General features: G+C 51.9%; 19 protein-coding genes. 12 read left to right on the top strand and 7 right to left on the bottom strand.

The genetic code is table 11. The features are described from left to right. The first annotated feature begins 161 nt into the window (after positions 1 to 161). The 6 genes from SH449x_RS23265 (at position 162) to SH449x_RS23240 (ending at position 5,166) form a co-directional block, all read left to right on the top strand. Positions 162 to 773, top strand: a complete 612-nt coding sequence (locus tag SH449x_RS23265; protein WP_482378476.1) for a hypothetical protein — start codon at positions 162 to 164, stop codon at positions 771 to 773. Positions 774 to 1,009: 236 nt separating this feature from the next. Then, a complete protein-coding gene (locus SH449x_RS23260) occupies positions 1,010 to 1,435 on the top strand; it encodes a hypothetical protein (RefSeq protein ID WP_482378475.1) in 426 nt (141 codons plus the stop codon). Positions 1,436 to 1,811: 376 nt separating this feature from the next. Beyond that, the gene (locus SH449x_RS23255) at positions 1,812 to 2,216 is read left to right on the top strand and encodes a hypothetical protein (RefSeq protein WP_482378474.1); all 405 of its coding nucleotides are present in this window, start codon (positions 1,812 to 1,814) and stop codon (positions 2,214 to 2,216) included. Between the two features lie 310 nt (positions 2,217 to 2,526). Then, positions 2,527 to 3,291, top strand: a complete 765-nt coding sequence (locus tag SH449x_RS23250) for a hypothetical protein (protein WP_482378473.1) — start codon at positions 2,527 to 2,529, stop codon at positions 3,289 to 3,291. A 511-nt stretch (positions 3,292 to 3,802) separates the two neighbouring features. After that, positions 3,803 to 4,141 carry a hypothetical protein gene (locus tag SH449x_RS23245; RefSeq protein ID WP_482378472.1) on the top strand — a complete coding sequence of 113 codons (339 nt, stop codon included), beginning with the start codon at positions 3,803 to 3,805 and terminating at the stop codon, positions 4,139 to 4,141. An 815-nt stretch (positions 4,142 to 4,956) separates the two neighbouring features. Continuing rightward, positions 4,957 to 5,166: a hypothetical protein gene (locus SH449x_RS23240; RefSeq protein WP_482378471.1), complete on the top strand. Its 210-nt coding sequence runs from the start codon at positions 4,957 to 4,959 to the stop codon at positions 5,164 to 5,166. A gap of 243 nt (positions 5,167 to 5,409) precedes the next feature. Here SH449x_RS23240 and SH449x_RS23235 read toward each other — a convergent pair whose 3' ends face one another. The 6 genes from SH449x_RS23235 to SH449x_RS23210 all read right to left on the bottom strand — a co-directional run bounded on the left by SH449x_RS23235 (position 5,410) and on the right by SH449x_RS23210 (position 13,603). Beyond that, complete coding sequence (locus SH449x_RS23235) at positions 5,410 to 6,663, bottom strand: PQQ-binding-like beta-propeller repeat protein (protein WP_482378470.1); 1,254 nt, start codon at positions 6,661 to 6,663, stop codon at positions 5,410 to 5,412. A 208-nt stretch (positions 6,664 to 6,871) separates the two neighbouring features. Then, a complete protein-coding gene (fusA, locus tag SH449x_RS23230; protein WP_482378469.1) occupies positions 6,872 to 8,962 on the bottom strand; it encodes an elongation factor G in 2,091 nt (696 codons plus the stop codon). A 152-nt stretch (positions 8,963 to 9,114) separates the two neighbouring features. Continuing rightward, on the bottom strand, positions 9,115 to 9,654 hold the full coding sequence (locus tag SH449x_RS23225) for a hypothetical protein (protein WP_482378468.1): 540 nt from the start codon (positions 9,652 to 9,654) through the stop codon (positions 9,115 to 9,117). Positions 9,655 to 9,731: 77 nt separating this feature from the next. Beyond that, a complete protein-coding gene (gene rfbB / locus SH449x_RS23220; protein WP_482378467.1) occupies positions 9,732 to 10,814 on the bottom strand; it encodes a dTDP-glucose 4,6-dehydratase in 1,083 nt (360 codons plus the stop codon). A 35-nt stretch (positions 10,815 to 10,849) separates the two neighbouring features. Continuing rightward, positions 10,850 to 13,054: a S46 family peptidase gene (locus SH449x_RS23215; RefSeq protein ID WP_482378466.1), complete on the bottom strand. Its 2,205-nt coding sequence runs from the start codon at positions 13,052 to 13,054 to the stop codon at positions 10,850 to 10,852. A gap of 33 nt (positions 13,055 to 13,087) precedes the next feature. After that, the gene (locus SH449x_RS23210; protein WP_482378465.1) at positions 13,088 to 13,603 is read right to left on the bottom strand and encodes a hypothetical protein; all 516 of its coding nucleotides are present in this window, start codon (positions 13,601 to 13,603) and stop codon (positions 13,088 to 13,090) included. 203 nt (positions 13,604 to 13,806) lie between these two features. On the opposite strand from SH449x_RS23210, the gene SH449x_RS23205 reads away from it, so the two are divergent. Genes SH449x_RS23205 through SH449x_RS23190 form a run of 4 tightly spaced genes read left to right on the top strand, consistent with a single transcriptional unit; the run spans position 13,807 to position 16,760 of the window. Then, positions 13,807 to 14,355 carry a flavoprotein gene (locus SH449x_RS23205; RefSeq protein WP_482378464.1) on the top strand — a complete coding sequence of 183 codons (549 nt, stop codon included), beginning with the start codon at positions 13,807 to 13,809 and terminating at the stop codon, positions 14,353 to 14,355. Between the two features lie 3 nt (positions 14,356 to 14,358). Further along, positions 14,359 to 15,015 carry a phosphopantothenoylcysteine decarboxylase domain-containing protein gene (locus tag SH449x_RS23200; protein WP_482378463.1) on the top strand — a complete coding sequence of 219 codons (657 nt, stop codon included), beginning with the start codon at positions 14,359 to 14,361 and terminating at the stop codon, positions 15,013 to 15,015. Between the two features lie 32 nt (positions 15,016 to 15,047). Continuing rightward, a complete protein-coding gene (gene bshB1, locus SH449x_RS23195) occupies positions 15,048 to 15,779 on the top strand; it encodes a bacillithiol biosynthesis deacetylase BshB1 (RefSeq protein ID WP_482378462.1) in 732 nt (243 codons plus the stop codon). 3 nt (positions 15,780 to 15,782) lie between these two features. Beyond that, on the top strand, positions 15,783 to 16,760 hold the full coding sequence (locus SH449x_RS23190) for a metal ABC transporter solute-binding protein, Zn/Mn family (protein ID WP_482378461.1): 978 nt from the start codon (positions 15,783 to 15,785) through the stop codon (positions 16,758 to 16,760). A 1-nt stretch (position 16,761) separates the two neighbouring features. Here the strand turns inward: SH449x_RS23190 and SH449x_RS23185 are convergent, their stop codons facing one another. Next, complete coding sequence (locus tag SH449x_RS23185; RefSeq protein ID WP_482378460.1) at positions 16,762 to 18,723, bottom strand: hypothetical protein; 1,962 nt, start codon at positions 18,721 to 18,723, stop codon at positions 16,762 to 16,764. Between the two features lie 213 nt (positions 18,724 to 18,936). Between SH449x_RS23185 and SH449x_RS23180 the strand changes: the two genes are divergently transcribed. Then, positions 18,937 to 19,902 (top strand): SPFH domain-containing protein, encoded by a 966-nt coding sequence (locus SH449x_RS23180; RefSeq protein ID WP_482378459.1) that lies wholly within the window; start codon positions 18,937 to 18,939, stop codon positions 19,900 to 19,902. 52 nt (positions 19,903 to 19,954) lie between these two features. Further along, positions 19,955 to 20,212 (top strand): type II toxin-antitoxin system antitoxin, encoded by a 258-nt coding sequence (locus SH449x_RS23175; RefSeq protein WP_482378458.1) that lies wholly within the window; start codon positions 19,955 to 19,957, stop codon positions 20,210 to 20,212. The last annotated feature ends 112 nt before the right edge of the window (positions 20,213 to 20,324 follow it).

Genomic DNA, 20,324 nt, shown 5'->3' with positions numbered 1-20,324 from the left:
CTTCTGGCATGGGCTGAGCTCGACGAGGTTGTTTGACAATACGAATGAAACTGAACGTACGATCCAGAGATCTGGCAGTTTTGATTTCAGAGACTTCATTCCCGGATGCTCGGTGATGGACGCCCTCATCAGGGAAGATGAGACACTTTAGCATACACAACATGTCGTTTCGACAATCGCACAACAAGACAGATCGATGGGCACGTTTCCTTGCTCCGTTTTCATCATCCGTACAAACACTTCTCTCCCTCCAACGTTCATTCGCCACCCCAAGTGCTTTCGAAGAACTTCTTCAATCTGGCGACGACATACTGAATACGTTGAACGAAGTTGAATGGATGCACCTAAACCTGATCGTGAATCGATTTGCAGACGATTGGCAATCATGGTTCACTCGCGAATTGTACCCGGCAATTCATCGGCAACGCGATCGCCGACCTTGGACGCCTGCAGAATCCCCCCTTACGGTGATCGACTTTTCCACCGAAGCATTGTTTATTCATTTGTGGGCGCCATGGAATGGTTACTCGCGTATATTCGACGAAACAGTCCGTATCGTCGCAAGACGGTTCTCTAATCGAATGGCGTTTCGATCTTTCAACGTGGATAGTATATCGTTGTACGATTACTTTCCCGAATCGGATCGGCTTCAAGGCCCAAACCATCTGTATTACTACAATGGCAAGAGAATGTATACCGGATTCGGAATGCCTTCTGTCGATGAATTGTCATCGCTGATCGAACAATGGCTAGGTAATCAGCCTCCCCGTTAACATAAATCGGCATAGATTTTGCGTCGGATATTCGGAGGAGGGCGTAGATCGCACCTGATTTTTTGTTTACACCATAAAGCCACCGAATGCCTTATAGGCCCCCTTATTCAAAGGGGGCCTGTGGCCGACAACGGGGTGAAAACTATCCTGGGGGCGGGAAGGTTTGAGCCAAAAATGTTGACTTCGCCAGGATAAAACCCGACAATCACGACTGCCTATTAAGGAAGCCTGGATGATTGCCAATTCGTCTTCTCAACAAAGATCTATCCATTAACGCTGCGATTGAACTACACGATTCAAAACTTACATCCATCGACGAGGACGATGAGTTGCTCGTGGTGGAACTTATGGCCTATCTGCATCAAAGCGATGGTAGCCCTGGTATAGACCCTGGAACTGTTTGGATGCAATCTGTAAGGCTGACTTTTCTGAACGGGACCATGCAATGCACTCTCGTAGAATTCCCAGATACCATCCTGGATGGATGTCTCACACTTTCGGGAGAGCAGTTTGAGAACTGTTTTGCGATGCCGTTGAAGCATGATGGCCCAACTGTCTTGAGCCTAGACTTTGCCAACGACATTGATTTAACGGTTCAGGCTGACGGCTTGCGGGTAGAATACTTGGGGACGCCAACCTTTTTGGAGAAGTTTAGCCCATAGCGGACGACGAACAAAGTCGCGGACCAAGTTTGGCGATCCAGAGTTTTCGTCCGATAGTCAGGAGAGGGTGCACTTAAAGCCTGCTGATCATTCTTCACTTCTTTGCAGGCAAGCAGCGGTACTGATAGCGATCCGCTAATTTGAATGATCCACCGCCGTGAGAATTCGACGACAGCTCCCCGGATCATGGGCGGGGACTAGACTTCGTGACACTTTGGCCGCTGTCGGTTGAATCCTATCTTTTTGTACCAAGGTTGCGAGCGAAAAACGGTACAATACTTTAATGGAAACCGCACACTACGAAGCCACTGTTGCTGGCACGATCGCCTCTCGTGACCGCTCTGCTGGGAGATAGCGATTGTTACGCAACAAGAACATGCACGTTGATCGCACTACAATGCTGTTGCCGAAGCATCCAGACAAAGCAGAATTGGAATCGCTGCTGATTCAACTCGCTTCGCCACGTCAAGTCCACGTCCGTTTCCTTAGTACTGGGACTAAAGCTTCTGGTGCCCCAACTGCAATCGAGGTGCGGACTAACAACTTGACTGGAGCAGCAGATTGCGAACTGGACATTTATTGGAACGGTAACTGCAAGCTTGGCGATGATGCTGTCGGATTTCGCGTCATGCAAATTGTCCAGTGTGACGTTGTCTTGCGCAACTATGACGAGTCTCCTCCCTCGTGGATACTGCTGAGGAGTGGCTACAAAATTGACCACCTGACCGTTGATGAGAACCTATTGCGTAGTCAAGGGTGTCTCAGATACAGGGTCGAGTAACGAAAATTAGCTCAGGTGTTGCGTCCTATAACCCGGAGTAGGGTATACATCGAACCTGATTTTTTGTCCTTGCCCTCAAAACCCCGGAATGCCCTATAGGCCCCCGTATCAAAAGGGGGGCCGGTGACCGATGCTAGGACAATGATTTCTAGGTTTCAAAACGGTGATGGCCAAGAATGTTGACTTTCCATGGACAAAACCCGACAATAAAATATTACACCAAGGTTGCGGATCGCCTATTTCGACTTCCAAAAACTTCTCTCGCCACCACTCGATAGATGGTGGCATTAAACCATAAAGATGGACACACATGTTTGGTTGGTCTAAGCCCCAATGCCCGGTTGACGAGCAAGCCAAGTATTGGATCGAGGATCGACTCGAATGGCTTTCGCAGCAGTTTGGACGCGACTTGTTTACTCAGCGTGATCCTATCCTACCGACTAAAGATTTCTTTCCCGACTCGGTGGATGGAACTGAGGAGAGCGTTCGCAATCTCCTTGACCAAGTCTGCGGTTTCATGGGTGTCGATCCCAAAGCCGTAGAACTAGAGTTGTTCACGAACACAAACCAAGTTTGGCTGGTCAATGAGGCTGGTAGATTTCTTCCGAACGGTGCTGCTGGGCTATATGATGAACAAATCGGTTCAACAATCATTCATATTGAAACATCCGAACTGATGAATCTGTCCGGACTCATCGGGACGATGGCACACGAACTATCGCACTTGCGATTGATGGGCGAGCGGCGTGTACAGGGAGACGAATATGACAATGAACTGCTTACGGACTTGACCGCAGTATTTCACGGCTTTGGCATTTTCCTGGGCAATTCGCCGCGAAACTGGGATGGTCAATACAGCAATTGGCCAGGTACCGACGTCCGGCGACCGGAATACATGACCTTACCGATGTTTGCATACGCTTTGGCACATGCCGCGTGGTTCCGTGGTCAGACAAGACCCAACTGGTATTCATTTCTATCCTTCGAACTCAAGCCTTGCTTCAAACAGGGAATCCGATATCTCATGGAAACCGGCGGATCATCCTTTGCCCCCGAACCTACCCGGATAGCATAGTTTGGTTGTAACCGTTTACGGCGTGAACCGTTATGCTGCATATTCATCGACAACGAGTATCCCACCTCCTTGCTCTCCAATGACCTTGTGTTAGTGAAAGCATGACTAACCGGCTAGACCGTCGTGCCCTAACCGCTCCCTAGCTCACCGCTGAGTTCACTCGGTGGGAGCGTGATTCGTCGGCTATTCAGCGATACCCCTGGCCGTCAGTGCGTTCTCCAGCCAGCGAGTCATGCGCTCCATTGAGGCAAGCTCAATGGGGGCGAGGAACGCGGGTGCGGCGTCCCGTGGCTAGCCAACGGGTATTGTGTGCGAATACAATACGAGTGTCCGCTATGGCCGTATAATCGAGACGTGCAATCGAACTTGATCACTGATAGGGCATTCATGTGATTGTATAGATAATTCAACGAACCAAGCATTCCACCGAAGTTGCATGGCGACCGCTCTCTATGGGTGAGATTTTTTCGCCGCGACCTCAGTGATCGCAGGCCTCCTGGCTTCAAGACCTATGCGTAATTCCTTAGTCATCGTATCGATATTTGCGATCGTTTTGTTGCTCCTACTTCCGTTCGGATATCAAGCTGTTTGGGACGGAGAGTTCGATTTGACGATCGTGCTCAACACAGACCAGTCGATCGACGAATCTTCCTATCTATTCGCGACGTGCTGGCAAGAAGCTGAAGCGGTAAATGCGGTGAAAGACCCTACGGTCTACGACTACGGCTTTCGGACCGCTCACACTTTGGCAAATGGCGAGTTCTTGATTAATGTCCCATGTTCTGGACGAGCCAAGCCAACGACGAACCAGACAAAACCCTGCACCGAGGCATTCGATCAGCGGTTTTAGATTTTAGAAACCTCACTTGCGGGTGCTGAGCAACGGTAGACAGCCGCCGATTGAACACCGGGGCATTACCTGTTTTTCAAGGCAATCTGGTCGATCAAGGACCATACGGACGAACAAAGGACTGCGACGAAACCGCCTGCCAGCTACAGTCTGATGGTAGTTTCATTTCTTGGGCTCACTGCCCCCAGAGACAGACGTTTCCCTTTTTTTGCTATGAAGCCACCAATTGAAATAGAAGATGTCTTCTACCCTGACCACGAGTCTCTCTTCAGGTCGCTGGTAACGTCTATTGCGTGGGATGATCGAATGTCAGCACGACGCACTGCATCTTTCGGACGACCTTACAACTATTCACAGATGGACTACTTGGATGCATGCAAACAAACGTCAAAAGGATGCAGGGCCCCGAATCAGCCTAACATGGCGAGCGTTCCGTTGATAGCGTCGAAGAATCATAGGCTTAGAATTTTGCGCCGGACAGTCGGGTAAGAAGTGCCCCGGCCATGATTGCTCCTTGGCGTAGGCCAGGGCTTGGCCAAAGCCAGTAGATGGTGGCAATCGCGAGCCACTGCGCTTTCCGCGTCTCTGCGTTGTAGCCTGTATGGCGCTTTACCAAGGAGTCTAAACAGAGCTAGGGATGACCAGAAAAGGGAAGAATCCGCAAGTGGGTTGCGAACCGAGCCCGGTCAAGCGATAATCTCTCGGCATGCGGAGCAAAGCCATACTGTTCGGGCGCACAATCTATCCCACCGCTCCGCGACGCTCCGGAAGAGATAGATCGCATTTCGTTTTTAGGCCTCACAAGGAGCATCACAGTGAACTCGACAAAGAACCTTCTAACCATTGGCCTCGTTTTCCTCACCAACGGAATCACTTTCCTCATCGTAGGTCTCGCCGCTCATTTGACGGTGTTTTGGTCACTCGGCCCCGCGTTCATAGCGATTGGCGTGGTCTTCTTGGCCCTTGCCAAGTCTCGCAGCAGCACTGCTGGCGATCGCTCCTCACCTTCGAGTACTGAGGCCTAACAATTCATTCAAAGGGACCCCGCTTTGCGGGTCCCCTTAATTCAGCAGTTCGTCGCATCCCTACGTGTTCGGACCGTACATTTAGTGCCAACCACGTTCCTGGTCCCTACCGGGACCATGGGACCAAATAGAATCACACACATCGCTGGCCCCGTTTACCGTGGCATAGTATCAGCCTACTTTCCGATACTATTCGTATCACGGTGCGATGCAAAACAACCCTTGCTAACCTCGCAGGTCGCATCAGATCCAGTTGTAGACTCTCAGTGCCTTCTGCGATCGTACGATCACCTTGCTGCCGAGGACTGCGAGATGGGCCCATGCCTCCTCGTCGGTGAGCTTTCTCTCCGATAACAATTCGAATTTCTCCGGATTGTGCTTGATCAAACGCAGATCTCCGGATTGATCAAGGGCCAGAATGGTGGTCCCATTGGACACCATGCTCCAATACTCACCATAAGGCGGTGTGACCCAAGCTTCTTTCCCATCGAGTAAATTGATGCATGCGAATCGTTTGTTCCGCAAATGCATATACAAATGATTACCGATCACGATAGGAGAGCTCATGTATCCCTCTAGTTTGTTTTCCCAAACTCGCTTGGGCTCAGACGGATTGCTGACGTCGAGAAGCAGCGACTTGCCTCCATAGCTACTCGTAAATATTTGATTGTTCCAGACTGTGGGGGTGAGAATATTCATCCCGCGGAATGCTTCGATCTGGGACGACCACAAAATGGCACCGGTTTCCAAGTCGAGCCCTGCAAGCGTCGTTCTGGACTGAACAACCAATTGGCGCACCCCGTTAATCTCTTCGATCACGGGACTCGAAAAGGCTCCGCTGGACATGATGTCGCCGGAGTCTTGCATGGAGGTCCACACGATCTCAGCCGATTCACAATTCACTTTGTGAACCCCCTTGCCAGCTTGGATGTAAAGGAATCCGTTTTCGATAACCGGCGAGCACACCATACCAAAGTCCGGGACCTTGCCGAACTTAGCAGCGAAATCGAGTCTCCAAGTTTCCTCACCTGTCTTTACATCGAAAGCACACAGTACATCACGAATGCCACCGATGTAGAGTTTGGACCCGTCGGTTACGGGAGTAGCCCGAATCCAGTTACCATTTCTAGCCGCAAAGAAGGGGACGTTGTGAGCACCCTTCCACGCTTGCGTCCAAATTGACTCTCCCGTATCGAGCGAAAACGCCATGGCGGACTCTTTGCCCGCTTTGCTATCGGTCGTAAAGACCAGTCCGTTGGCGCAAACAGGGCCTGAGTAGCTATCCCCCATCGACTGAGTCCAAGCGGCGGTGAGTCGCGATTCATCCAGGGAATCTGGCCAAGCTGGATTCTCGACGATCCCTGTTCGGGACGGCCCTCTCCAGCCTTGCCAGCTTGCGAGTTGATCCTCGGGGGAGCAATTAGCCCGCAATAGCGGGGCCGCAACTAGCGTAGCCCCAGCAGCAGAAAACCCTTTGAGCACATCGCGACGCAGCATAGATCACCTCCTCAAACAAAGAACACAAGACGCAATCTGACACTGTAGGAGACTGCCCACCCAGAACAACCCCACAAAATAAGAAAAACGGTCGGTCCGCACCGGCATCGAAGTCAATGCCGTCACCGAAGTCAATTCAGAAAACGAAAAAAGTCCGGAGCGATCCGGACTTTTTGCTTCGTTAAAATCTCTTGATGCCTGAAGCTAACTACGCATTGCGCGCCGCGAGTTGCTTCTTGCGTTCCGTAATGATGTCATCCTGCAGGTTGCGTGGAACGACGGCATACTTGGCCAGTTCCATCGAGAACGTGCCTTGACCCTTGGTCATACTTCGCAAATCGGTCGCGTAACCGAAAGTGTTTGCCAATGGAACCTCGGCAGTGATGTAGGAGACGTTGTCTCGCGTATCGGTCTGAGTAATCAAACCACGTCGAGATATGATGTCACCTACCACCGAACCTTGGTCCAATTCTGGACACTCCACATCGCATCGCATGATAGGCTCAAGCAATACGGGTTGGGATGCTCGCATAGTTTCGCGGAAGCAATCGCAAGCTGCAATGTAGAACGCTCGTTCGCTCGAGTCGACGTCGTGATAGCTACCGTCGTTCAAGTCGATTTTCACACCCACGACCGGGAAATCGGCGAGCGGCCCCTTGGTCATAGAGTCGCGGAACCCCTTCTCCACGGGCGGGATAAACTGCTTGGGAATTCGTCCACCGGTTACATGGTCTTCAAAAACGAAGGTTTTTTCACCTTCTGGATCGATTGGCGTCAGGGCACCAACGATGTGAGCAAACTGACCGGAACCACCCGTTTGCTTCTTGTGCTTATAATTAAACTCTTGCGCAATTCCTGGCGATTCGCGGTAGCTAACCTTAGGCGCACCTACTTGTACCTCGACTTTGTATTCGCGACGCATTCGCTCGACATAAATGTCGAGGTGCAACTCGCCCATCCCGCAAATGATGGTTTCGCTGGTTTCTTCGTCGTTATAAAGCTGGAACGTAGGATCCTCTTTGCGGAATCGGTTCAACGCCTTGCTCATCTTGTCCGCATCCGCACGGCTAGCTGGGGTGACAGCTACCTTGATCACAGGCTCAGGCACGAACATACTTTCCAACGTGCAGTAATCGCGATCGTTAGAGTAGGTTTCACCGCTAGCACAGTCGATGCCCATGATGGCAACGATGTCACCTGCATTAGCAGTATCAATTTCCTCTCGTTTATCAGCGTGCATGCGAACGATTCGGCTAAATCGCTCCTTCTTGCCAGTACGCTGGTTAATGTACATCTCTCCCTTGCTGATCTTACCTTGGTAGATTCGCATAAAGGTTAGCTGGCCAAACGGATCTTCCACGATCTTGAACGCCATGCCTACGAAAGGCAAATTCGGGTCAGGTTTCAAGTCTAGCTTGATCGTTTCGTCTCCAACCTTACGCGCCTTGATTTCACGCTCGCTCGGGTTGGGCAAATAACGAAGTACGGAGTCTAGAAGGAGTTGGACTCCCTTGTTCTTGTAAGCACTACCGCAGAAGACCGGAGTAATCCTCAGTTGCTGGGTTGCAGCCTTACAGACGGAATAAACCAAATCGCTCGGAACTTCTTGTTCGCTCAGCAATAGCTCCATCATTTCGTCGCTGTACATCGAAAGCGATTCCAGCATCTTTTGACGCATCTCGGCAGCTTTGTCCGTATAGGCAGCAGGAATCTCTTCTTCGCGAACGTTTTCACCGTCCTTGCCGTCGAAGAAATATGCCTTCATGCCTACCAAGTCGATGACCCCTTCGAAGGTTTCACCGGCACCAATCGGGATTTGCATCATGATCGCATCCGCGTTCAATTTGTCCCGTACCATCTGCGTGACACGGTAAGCATCAGCTCCCGTTCGGTCCATTTTGTTGATGAATGCGAGGCGAGGCACGCCGTACCGACGCATTTGGCGATCCACGGTCAAAGACTGACTTTGAACACCACCGACAGAGCACAAAACGAGGACGGCCCCGTCGAGTACTCGCAACGAACGCTCAACCTCGATAGTAAAGTCGACGTGGCCCGGGGTGTCGATCAAATTGATCACGTGATCTTTCCAGGTCAGCTGAGTTGCAGCGGAAGTGATGGTGATCCCCCGCTCCTTTTCCAGCTCCATGAAGTCCATGGTCGCGCCGTCGCCGTCACCCTTGACTTCCTCAATTTTGTGAATTCGGCCTGCGTAGAAGAGAACTCGCTCGCTGAGGGTCGTCTTGCCGGAGTCAATGTGTGCACTGATACCAATGTTTCGTAGTTTTGTTAAATCCATACTTCACTCAGCGTAGTGCGTCCGGGAACTCCCCAAAACGCATCAAAGGAAACTCTATCTGCCGTCCGGTGCCTTTCCACCCTACAAAGGGGGGGGCCAGATCCGACACTATTACATAAATTTGTATCTAAAAGTGTACAAAAAGTAGGGTTTTACGAAAGAGCAAAAACCACTTGCGACCACACGGCCCACCATTCGAGTTCGAGATCCCCTCGGATCGCATCCAGTTCTGGGCTGGTTTCTGAACTAGGATTGGTCTGGGTTTTGCTTGATTTCGGGAGCCGCTCTAGTCGTCCTACCAATTTTGCTGGATCAAATGGATCGAGAAGCCCCTTTTCTCCCGCGACGCTGGCAACCTGCGAAACAATCGGCTTGCCCGCCGCTCGAAACCAATAGTTGGCATTCCAAAAGTCACCTTCCAGCCGATGGATCATCCCATGAATGTAGGCTTCCAGGCCAGAGCTAGCATCCTGGACCAAGTCATGAGCCCGCTCTATCAGTCCGAGCCGAACGCCTAGCAAGGCTTCGGCGGTGGTACCAATGAGGATGGGCTGGCTGTGCAAAAAATTTTCTAGCTCCCCCTGAAGCGGGGAGGATGCCTGCATGGCGATCGGAAATGGAATCTCTAGCCCCCTGCACCACGCTTCGGCGGCTTGGATCGCCTTTTCTCGTTTCTCAATATTCTTTTGCATGCTCAGATCGCTCCTCGAGGCTCCCGGTTTCGCGTGATTACCGTTTCCGCTTGCATCAATCATGACCACGTAGGCTGCTATTGATGAGCTCTCTCTTTTACAGAGTCCCACCATTCCCGATTGTTGATATACCAAAGGACCGTATCGTGCAGTCCGCTGTTGAGCGAGGTAGTCGGTTTCCAGTCAAGTGTCGACTGTAGCTTGTTGGAATCCAGTGAATAGCGAAAGTCGTGGCCTGGCCTGTCGTCGACAAAGGAGATTAGCTTTGTGTAGCTGCCTAACTTTTTCCAGGACTTGAATGACTCTTCCAAAGCGGGTTGATGCGAGTTCTTGATATCTCGCATTTGTTGGATGGAATCCAAAAGCCCACAAATACGCCTTGCCATCTCGAGGTTGGATAACTCGTCATTGGTCGAGATATTGTAAGTTTCTCCAACCGTACCGAATTCTAAAATCTGCTCGAGAGCTCGGCAGTTATCGCGCACATGGATCCACGTTCGAACTTGCTCACCCGTTCCATAGATGGGGATGGGTAAATTGCCTAAGGCGCGAAGAATGATGGTTGGAATCAGCTTTTCCGGATGCTGAAAGGGTCCGTAGTTGTTGCAAGAGCTCGCAATCAATATCGGCAGCTTGTACGTATGCCACCAAGCCCTTACTAAATGGTCAGAAGCTGCCTTGCTGGCGGAGTAGGGGGATCTAGGATCGTAGCGAGAGTTCTCATCGAAGGTTCCAGTAAGCCCGAGGGCACCGTAAACCTCGTCGGTTGAAACATGAAGAAATCGAAAGGAATGATGAATGGTGGATTCGCATCTCTTCCAATATTTCAGCGAGGCCTGCAGGACTCCATAAGTCCCCACAATGTTCGAGCTGATGAAATGGGAGGGAGCTAAAATCGATCGATCGACGTGACTCTCGGCAGCCAGATGTATAACCGCGTGTGGCTTGAATTCGTCAAAGCATTGATTCAGTAAGGGTACGTCACAAATATCGCCTTCAACCAACTGGTGTAGCCGGCTAAGCTCGACGTCGCGAATCGTTGCCCGATTTCCTGCATAGGTTAGCTTGTCAATGTTGAGAATCTTGTGCCCCTGCTCGAGCAGCTGCCGCACTAAATTCGATCCTATAAAGCCTGCACCACCCGTTACAAGAATTCTCATGAGGCCTTAACAACTTCCCTGTGGTTTGTGTTTGGTCATCGCAGGATCTCGTCGACCGTGTGTTTCGCTCCGTATACAGTTCCTGTGACCCACAAGACATAACGAATGTCCACGCCAATCGACCGGCTATAGCTTTCGTTCCAAGCAAAGTCATTGATGGTGGCTTCGAAAGTGCGATCGAAATTCACTCCAACCACTTCGCCACGACCATTGAGAACTGGGCTTCCGGAATTTCCGCCTGTCGTGTCGGTATTATAAAGGATTGCGACCGGCACGTCCCCAAGGATGGGGTGCAAATACCCGTCGAAATCTTTTCTTTCGTAGGCATCGATCAAAGCTTGGGGAGTTTCATACGGCTCTAGTCCCGTAGTTTTCTCCAACACACCCTTGACGGTCGAGATTGGCTGTTTCGTGATCGCATCGGCCGGGGAGTAGCCTTTGATTCGACCGTAGGTTAGCCGCAAGGTCGCATTGGCGTCTGGGATGAAATTTTCAGGGCTTTGTTGTTGTTTCGCGTCGAGCAATTCGCCGTATAGCCTGTTCAACTCTCCTTGACGCTCTTTATCTGCCTCGCGTAGTTTCAGGTAAACAGGATAGAGTTGGATCGCAATCTGCAAAACCGGATCGCTTTCCTTTTCGAGCTGCACAGCGGACAGCCCCAGTCTACTGGACATCCATTCCCAATTTCCGACCGAAGTTTGATCCACGAACTTGCCTAACTCTGCTTCATTACTTAATTCGGCTTCGCTCTGGCTTACATTTTCCAACCAAGATCTCACTTCTTTGGGCAATCCCTCTTGGGGTATTCCGGACAGCCGCGAGACGAATCCCATAAAGAGCCTCTTGTCGGTCTCGGGATGCCAATCACCAATCGCAAGCTTGAGTTGCTGCTGCGTGAGTTGCCAGTTTCGATCCATGTAAGGCGTTTCTCTCTCGAGATCTGGTTTAGCCCGTTCTACAGAAGACTCGTAAAGGGTCATCGCGAACGATAGAGCTCGAAAGCCCGTTCGGAACTCCTGGAGCGTAATCTCGCCAACGCCAGACTTCATTTGAGGTTGGTACACGCTACTGATCGCATTCAAGATTCCGCTGAAGCGTGCCTTTCGAGCTGGATCGGAATCGATGAAGTTCTGCAAGCCGGCTTCTTCTTGTCGCTTCTGGTCGATCAATCGGGTTCGCTTGAGCCCTTGCAGTTGACCGCGAGAACGCTTTTCGACATTGGAAAGGGACTTATATCGAGTCGCATGCTTTATGGCCACCTGACGATCCTTTTCACCGGCTAGCTGCATCTCTTGCATCTGCCAAGCGTATAGCTCAACCAAGGTCGGCAGTCTAACAAGTTGCTCATACTCAAAGTAGCTGGCAGTACGTTGCCGCAAGGTACGGCCTGGGTATCCCAGGATGAAGACCGCGTCCCCTTCGTTTGCACCTTTGGGCTGTACTTTCAAGAATTGTTTCGGCTTGTAGGGAACATTCTCAGGTGAGTACTCTGCCGAAGAACCATCAGGTGCGGTGTAGGCTCGCATAAAGGAAAAATCACCGGTATGTCTGGGCCATTCCCAGTTGTCGTCATCCCCCCCGAACTCACCTATTCCGACAGGGGGGGCGAAAACGAGTCGGATATCCTTTAAGTACGTATAGAAGAACAGCACATAGGTTTTGCCCGTGAACATTTCTGCGACTTCAGCTCGCAAGCTAGGATTGGCCGCCTCGGCCTCTTTCTCAATTTCTTTTCGTCGCTTCTCAATGGCTTTGGAGCGATCTGCAAAGGTCATGTTTTCTTCGATCGCATCGAGCACTTCTTTGGAGACATCTCGGTACGACTCCGTTATGCGAACCGTGTAGCCAGGAGAGGGAATTTCCTCGGCACGGTTATTAGAAACGAACCCCTTCCTTAAATAGTCATTCTGACTCGAGCTGGCCTTTTGGATGGCATCAAAAGCACAGTGGTGGTTGGTGATAATCAAACCGTCTGCCGACAGAAACGAACCAGTGCAGCCATTCACGCGGCAAATCCCATCCACGATCGAGACGCCATCCGGATTAAAGATCGATTCTGGTGATAGCTCGATGCCGGCTGATCGCAAATCAAGCCGTGCGAGTTCGCTCATGGGGAACATGCCTTCGTCCGCCAATCCTAAGGAACTCCCTAGCAAGGAGCCGCAGATCGCCGCACCCGCACATGCGGTGCGAGCAAGACAGGCGAGTCTATTACGAACGCTTTTTAGCAACTTGGACATATCGGCTTCTTCAAATTTAATGGCAACGAAAAATCATGGAGACGGCGACTCGAGCGACTGTAGCATGCTCACTAGCATAGCCTCAAAGACTTGTTCCAGCTTGTCAAAGTCGCGATCCTCGGCCTGAATCTGAACGAGATAGGTCTTCTTGCCAACCGTAAACGATATCAGCCGCGAAATCACCATTAGATCCAAGTAATAGAACCGGATATCGCCGGCGCGACAATCTTGGATTGGTTCGCCCTGGATCAGGAGCTTAGGCTCGAAAGGTTCGAATTCCGCCTCCGGATACTCAGCCACCATTGCCTCGCGGGCCTGGTCGACGGCCTCTCGTGGTGCCACATTCCATGGATATTCGTTAACCATCATGAACGCAGATGTAGGGCTCTCGAGCATAAAGCCAGTCGCCACACCGGAGGGGGCAGTCTCCTCGCTCAAACTCCAGTTTTCGGGGTACATGCAGGAGAGCCCGAGCCCTTGATAAACCTTGGTCACGCAAAATCCTATCGTTGTTTCTTTGTTTTCCTGAGCATTCGTTGAACCATTCATGATCCGACCGCTGCGGCCAGTTCACTATGGTTTTAGCGGATTTTCCCGGTCCGGCTAGAGAAAAGCGTTTCTCGCTGCAAGGGAATTCGGTAGCTTGCTCGCTGGACACTTCACGTAGAAATGCGATAAAACCCTTTTGTCGATAAATTCCTTTTGTTACGTGCGGTTTTTGCATCTCCATTACTCGAAAAGGTCTGCCGTTGATGAGTGGTCGCGTCGTTGTCGGAGTCTCAGGCGGCATTGCTGCTTTTAAGACCGCCACATTGGTCAGCCGACTTGTGCAAGCTGGCGAGATGGTCTCTGTCGTGATGACCGAATCCGCCCAGCAGTTCGTGGGGCCTGCGACCTTTGCCGCTCTGTGCAACTCACAACCGGTAATCCATCCGTTCGATGCTCGCTTTCCCCTAGGCCCACATATCGAGCTAGCAACCGATTGCAAGCTTCTTATCATCGCACCTGCCACGGCCCACATCATGGCAGCCTGTGCTTTGGGATTGGCAGATACTCTGCTTTCGACGCTCTATCTGAATGTCGAGTGCCCCGTGGTGATGGCTCCTGCGATGAGCACTCCGATGTGGGAAAAAAAGGCAGTACAGCGAAACCTTCAGCAACTTCGCGAGGATGGCGTGCATTTTATTGGACCTGAATCGGGATGGTTGTCCTGTCGTCGCCTAGGAACTGGCCGTATGTCGGAACCGGAGACTATTCTAGAGTTCGCCCTGCCGTTCCTTACAAATCCTGCGGTTGGGTGAACTGTGGCACACATCGTTATCACCTCGGGGCCGACACGACAATACTTGGACCCCGTCCGCTACTTGACTAATTCGTCCAGCGGAAGAATGGGTAGTGCGCTAGTCGATGCCGCCATCGGGCTCGGTCATCAAGTTACCGTGGTATCAGGGCCTGTGCAGGTAGAATACCATCCTGCCGCCAAAGTGATCGACGTCCTGACTACCCAGCAAATGCTCGAAGCGACTAAGAATGTCTTTCAAAACGCGGATGGTTTGATTGGGGCCGCTGCACCATGTGACTACATGCCGGTCCACATTGCACAGCAAAAATTAGCCAAGACTGGCGAGGGGTTGCAACTGTCGCTGGTCGAAACCCCTGATATTATCGCCACCCTGGCAAGTAAAAAGAAACCGGAGCAATGGGTGGTCGCTTTTGCACTCGAAACGGAAGATGTTCGTTTTCGAGCTATCGTAAAAATGTCTCGCAAAGCTTGTGACATGATCGTCTCCAATTCCGCAGAAGCCATGAATGCAGAATCTAATAGCGTCGAGATTATCCTGAAATCAGGCGAGGTCGTTGAACAAGCTAGTGGACCGAAGTCACTTGTGGCGCAGCGTATACTATATCAAGTCCATCATCATTTGGTTCGGACAAAAGTGTCCGAGTCGAGACCGAGCTAAGAAAGAACCGAGACAAGAAAGAGTTGAGCGTCATGACCACTAGCACTTACCCCGGTTTTCCACCACTGGAGCAACCGCTGGACGTCCTCGTTGTTGCCCCACACCCTGACGACGCGGAGTTGGGGATGGGCGGAGCGATTGCCAAGCTCCTGAAGCAAGGGGCTAGGGTTGGGATTGTCGATTTGACTAACGGCGAGCCAACTCCTCACGGAAGTCCCAAGATTCGCGCCGTCGAGACGGCCATTGCGAATGTCGCGCTCGGGGCACCCTGGCGATACAACTTGGGGTGGCCCAATCGCTTCCTCGAACCGACCTTGGAACGCCGGCATCAACTGGCTGGATTGTTTCGCTTGACCAGACCCAAGTGGATTTTTGCACCGTATTGGGAGGACGCCCATCCTGACCATGTCGCAGCAACGCAAATTGTGGAAGCAGCGAGGTTCTGGAGCAAGCTCTCCAAGAGCGACATCCCCGGCGAACCCTACCATCCAAACCGAATCTACTATTACTTTTGCATTCACCTCAAATTGATACCACAGCCAGCATTTGTACTCGATATCTCCCAAGAGTGGTCCGCCAAAGAGGCTTCACTACGTGCCTATAACAGCCAGTTGGTCAAAGGGCGTGAATCCGATGAGCCGAGCTTTATCGAACGTGTCAAGGAAGAGGCTGGTTTCTGGGGAAAGGCGATCGGCGTAAGATTTGGAGAACCTTTTGCTTCACGTGAGCCAATCGGTCTGACCGATCTCGCTACGTTGGTCTAAACCATGAATCGATTATTCGCGATCGCCATCTTTTCCTTACTTTTGGCTAGCCTGCTTTTCCTGCCGGGTTGCGAAGCCGTTCGCCGCGAATCGGTCGACGATAGACGCTTGAAAGTGGTGGCGACGACTGGAATGATCGCGGATCTAGTTCGGCAAATCGGTGGTGAGCACGTACGAGTCGAGCAATTGATTCGAAACGGAATCGATCCTCATCTCTACAGGCCGGTAACCGACGATGTTCGATCGATCGCAAGGGCTGACGTCGTCTTCTATAATGGACTGAACCTCGAGGGACGAATGCTCAGCGTTCTAAGGGCTAGCCAGCTTCGAAGCCAACGCGTCCCCGTTTGTGAACGATTGAACTTACCGAGCAGGTCCACAAACAACGCTGAGGATGACCTGCATTCCTCGAATGTAGGACATTACGCAGATCCACATTGCTGGATGGATGTCTCACTCTGGATCGAAGTCAGCCAGATCATTGAGGACGTACTGGTTGGTGCTGACAACGAGCATGCTCCCGTTTTCCGTGAAAATGGTGTGCAGCTCCGCCAGCGACTCGCAGACCTCGACCTGCAAGGCCGACACTGGATAGAGTCGATACCCGAGTCGCAACGCATTCTCATTTCGACGCATGATGCGTTTCGCTACTTTGGAGAGCGTTATGGAATTGAGGTACAAGGTGTACACGGCATATCCACTGCTTCAGAGGCTGGGCTGCACCGGGTTGAAGAGCTGGTGAGGTTGATCGCAGATCGAAAGGTGCCAGCGGTTTTTGTCGAATCGAGCGTTTCCGACAAATCCATCCGCTCCCTCATTGAAGGGGCTGGGAGGCATGGGTTCGATGTTCAATTAGGTGGTGAACTATTCACTGATTCGACTGGCCCCGAAGGAGAAGAAACGGGAACTTACGAAGGCATGATGCGCCACAACTTCCGAACCATTACGAATGCCTTGGGCGGGCGGTCCGAAAGTTTCTGAGCTACTTCGTGGCGAACCGTTGTAGATATCGCTCTGCCTTTTCAGCCCAAACAATCCGGTCTGCGAAGGTGAGCACCGGAGTTTGCGAATCGATAGCACTCAATCGATCTAGTAAGAGCTTAATACCGGTAGCTTCTGGTGGCACGCTTCCAAAGATTACGCGCCCATCCTGCGACAACAACTCTCGCTCCGACTGGTTCAGCCTGTCTGCCAGCATGATGATCGCTGCTCGCGAGGTGACGGGTACCGCACGCAATCGTTGGACTAGCTGGGCTAAACTCACTTCATAGACACTCGAAACGAGAAAAATTCGGTCGGCAGCAACCCCTTGCTTCGCAGCAGTGAGCACCTCGCTCGCAGAGCCAAACTCGTACACACTGAAGTTTAATGAGGTCAAAAGCGATTTTGTATGATCCCGTAACGACGAGCTGCTACCCACCACGAATGCAACCGGCTTAGCCTTTGCGGCAAGAAGCTCCCTCGCGATCCGATCCAGCTTGCCGCGACTCGGGAGTGCGCTGAAGACTACCTCTTCGGGCAAGCTTTGCAAGTAATTCATCAGGGTGGAAGCAGCCCGATACCGCACGACGCGATAACCCGAATCAAGGGATCGCAACAGTCGCTCTCTCACGTCGGACGTCAATGGCACTAGAAAGCGATTGAACTCCTCCAAAATAACAGCTTGAGCCTTACCTAAATCCTGCTCCTCAGCAACGTCAAGGGCCAAGCAGAAGAAGGCTGCGTTTTCTCGGAAGGGAGCGATCAAGCTTTGCATTTCGAGAAAGGATTGTTGAGTGGAGAGCCCCTCCGCTAAAACTGCGTAGGCCAACGCACTGTCCCGGTCGGATTGCTTGGCCATCCTCAGCACGGAATTTGCCATCGACTGGAGGCTCTGGAACACAACTTCGGTCGAACGTCCATCGATTAGCTCCAGGGATCGTCCGTCATCCTTCAATCGCCACGCAAGTCCTGTAGACTCTTGGTTCTCAAACCTGGTTCGTCTGTGCAAGGACAACGAACCGATGAGGTTGGCGACCGCTTGCTTGTAAATCGATTGATCCGTGGTTTTCTCGGAAACTCGCCACGCCTTCCGCAGTGGCTCCCAAGCGGAGTCGCTCGGGTCCGAAGCGGCGATGACTGACGCCAAAGGGACCAGGAACTTCGGATCGCGCGAACCAAAGGCCAGAACCGCCAAGTTGAATTGGGCATCGGAATAGGTTGTGCGTATGGCTTCGTTCCAAGCCTCCCAGGCAGGTTCATCCCATTTGGCTAGTGCTTCGCACATGATCGGTGTTGGCATAGGAGCGCCAGCTGCCATGACGTTCGCAAAGAATTCTTGGAGGCCGGCCCGGCCTGCCGAAGAAATGCCTTGGTAGCCAGCTAGCCTCGTGTTACCGTCTCCGCTTCGCATTTGCTCGGCGAGTTGACTGAGCGTTGCGGGGCTCATTCGTGCACCGCTCGCGAGCTCGACGATCCGCTTGGCTAACGCCTTGCTGTTTTCCTCGATCTCTCCGGTATCAATCTCTGAAATAGCGATAAATGTGCGAGGCCCTGCATGGTCCACGAGAGCTGCCGCGACTTCTTCATTGAGATTGAGTCGTGAAATAGCTTTAAGCCAACGCTCGACTTCATCGTACCTCTTTATCCGCACCATCAGCTTGATCGCCTTGCCAAGCTGTTTGGGTGTCGTCGGTGGGTCGCTGAGAAGCGATTTAACAACCGGGTCCGTTTCACGCATCAGATCGCGTCTCAATGCGACTTCGAATTGGTTGCCAGTCGGCTCGACAAAGTTAGTCGCAGCGACTCCTGGCTGCCCCCCGAAGATGTCATCTTCTTGGCCAAAGGTGCTCAAAGCGCACCAAATCAGGCTGATCGCCATCAAGCTGATCGCCAGAAAGGCATGTTGAAGTTTTTTCCCTAACAATTCCATGGATGAAGCACGAGATGCAAGGAGGGAAGACAAAATGGCAGTCCGAAGCCAAAGCTCAAGTGTAACTCGGCAATTCCGCTACGGCCCCATTTACTTTACTCAAAACCCCCAGATTATTGCCAGCATTTGAAAAAACTTGCTGCCTTCCGCGCCCACTCCTTTGGATTTTCTCGCCAATAACTAGCAGAAAGATATCTATCTGATATCATGGTGCTATCATAGTGCAGAATACAAAGGGAATGATATATGAGCGAAACAACGGTAGAAAAGCTAACAGTTCCATCAACTGGCTGGGGCATGCTAGTCCGATTTTTCCTGGGGTCCGTTCTCACGGCAGGGCTAATTGTGGTCGGATTGGCCATGACGTCGGAATCGAGGGTTGTTGGCCCTTCATTAATCTTCTCCGGACTTCTCCTTGGTACCGGCTGCTTCACCAGTCTCTTTGGCTTCATGGCAATTCAACCCAACGAAGCCCGCGTCCTTTTGCTTTTCGGGAACTACATCGGAACGGTGAAGGAGTCGGGATTCTTTTGGGTCAACCCGTTCTACTCCAAGAAGAAGATCTCGCTACGGATTCGGAACTTTGAGACGGGGGCAACGACGTTTGCGGAAAAGAAGAACGAAACCGGGACAGTGGTTCAGCCTCGTACGAGAACATCTGGCAAGCCATCGAAAGTCAACGATCGGGATGGCAACCCCATAGAGATCACCGCAGTGGTCGTGTGGAAAGTCGTGAATACCGCAGAAGCAATGTTCGAGGTGGACGATTACGAAGACTACGTTAGCGTTCAAAGCGAAGCCGCCTTGCGAGTTCTAGCATCACGCCATCCGTACGACTGCCAAGATGAAAATATCTCGCTCCGAGGCAGTCCTGACGAGGTTAGCGAGCAACTCAGGACCGATATTCAGGATCGACTCGACAAAGCGGGAGTGGAGGTGGTCGAGGCTCGGATCAGTCACTTAGCGTACGCTCCGGAAATCGCCGCAGCCATGTTACAGCGTCAACAAGCATCGGCCATCATCGCAGCTCGTGCCAAGATCGTCGACGGTGCGGTAGGCATGGTGAAGCAAGCACTCGAACATCTGCGCGAGGACAATATCGTCGATCTCGATGACGAGCGCAAGGCGGCGATGGTGTCCAATCTGTTAGTCGTTTTATGTTCTGACAGGCATGCACAGCCTGTCGTCAACACAGGTACCCTTTACAATTAGGCTAAGCGACAATTAGGCTAAGCGTACAACTAGCCCAGCGGTTCGATTTACGATGGCAAAACGTGACTCCTTTCTACTTCGGCTCTCACCCGACGTGCTAGCGTCTGTTAGACGCTGGGCCGAAGATGAGCTCAGGAGCACCAATGCGCAGATAGAAATGATTCTCGTTCAAGCGTTGCGAGAATCGGGTCGGCACCCCAAACCGCCCGCCCCACCCGAGTGCCCTGCACCACCCGCACCAGCGACTCAGCCAAACGAAAATGCAAAGTCTTCAGCGAACGAAGCATCTAACGAGTCCGAAGATATTTAACGTTTCGGGCACCGCCCGTAATCGTTTCACCGCGTGCCCAACGGGCCGCGCTGATGCTTCCAGGGCAGCCCTCCACAACACCCGACACGGTCGATACTTTGACTCATGCAAT

This window comes from Brakhagea baltica (genome assembly GCF_052161605.1).
In the GTDB taxonomy this organism is placed as follows: domain Bacteria; phylum Planctomycetota; class Planctomycetia; order Pirellulales; family Pirellulaceae; genus JBKCUI01.
The sequence above is the reverse complement of the archived record's forward strand: the minus strand, read 5'-3'. Positions and strand labels throughout refer to the sequence as shown.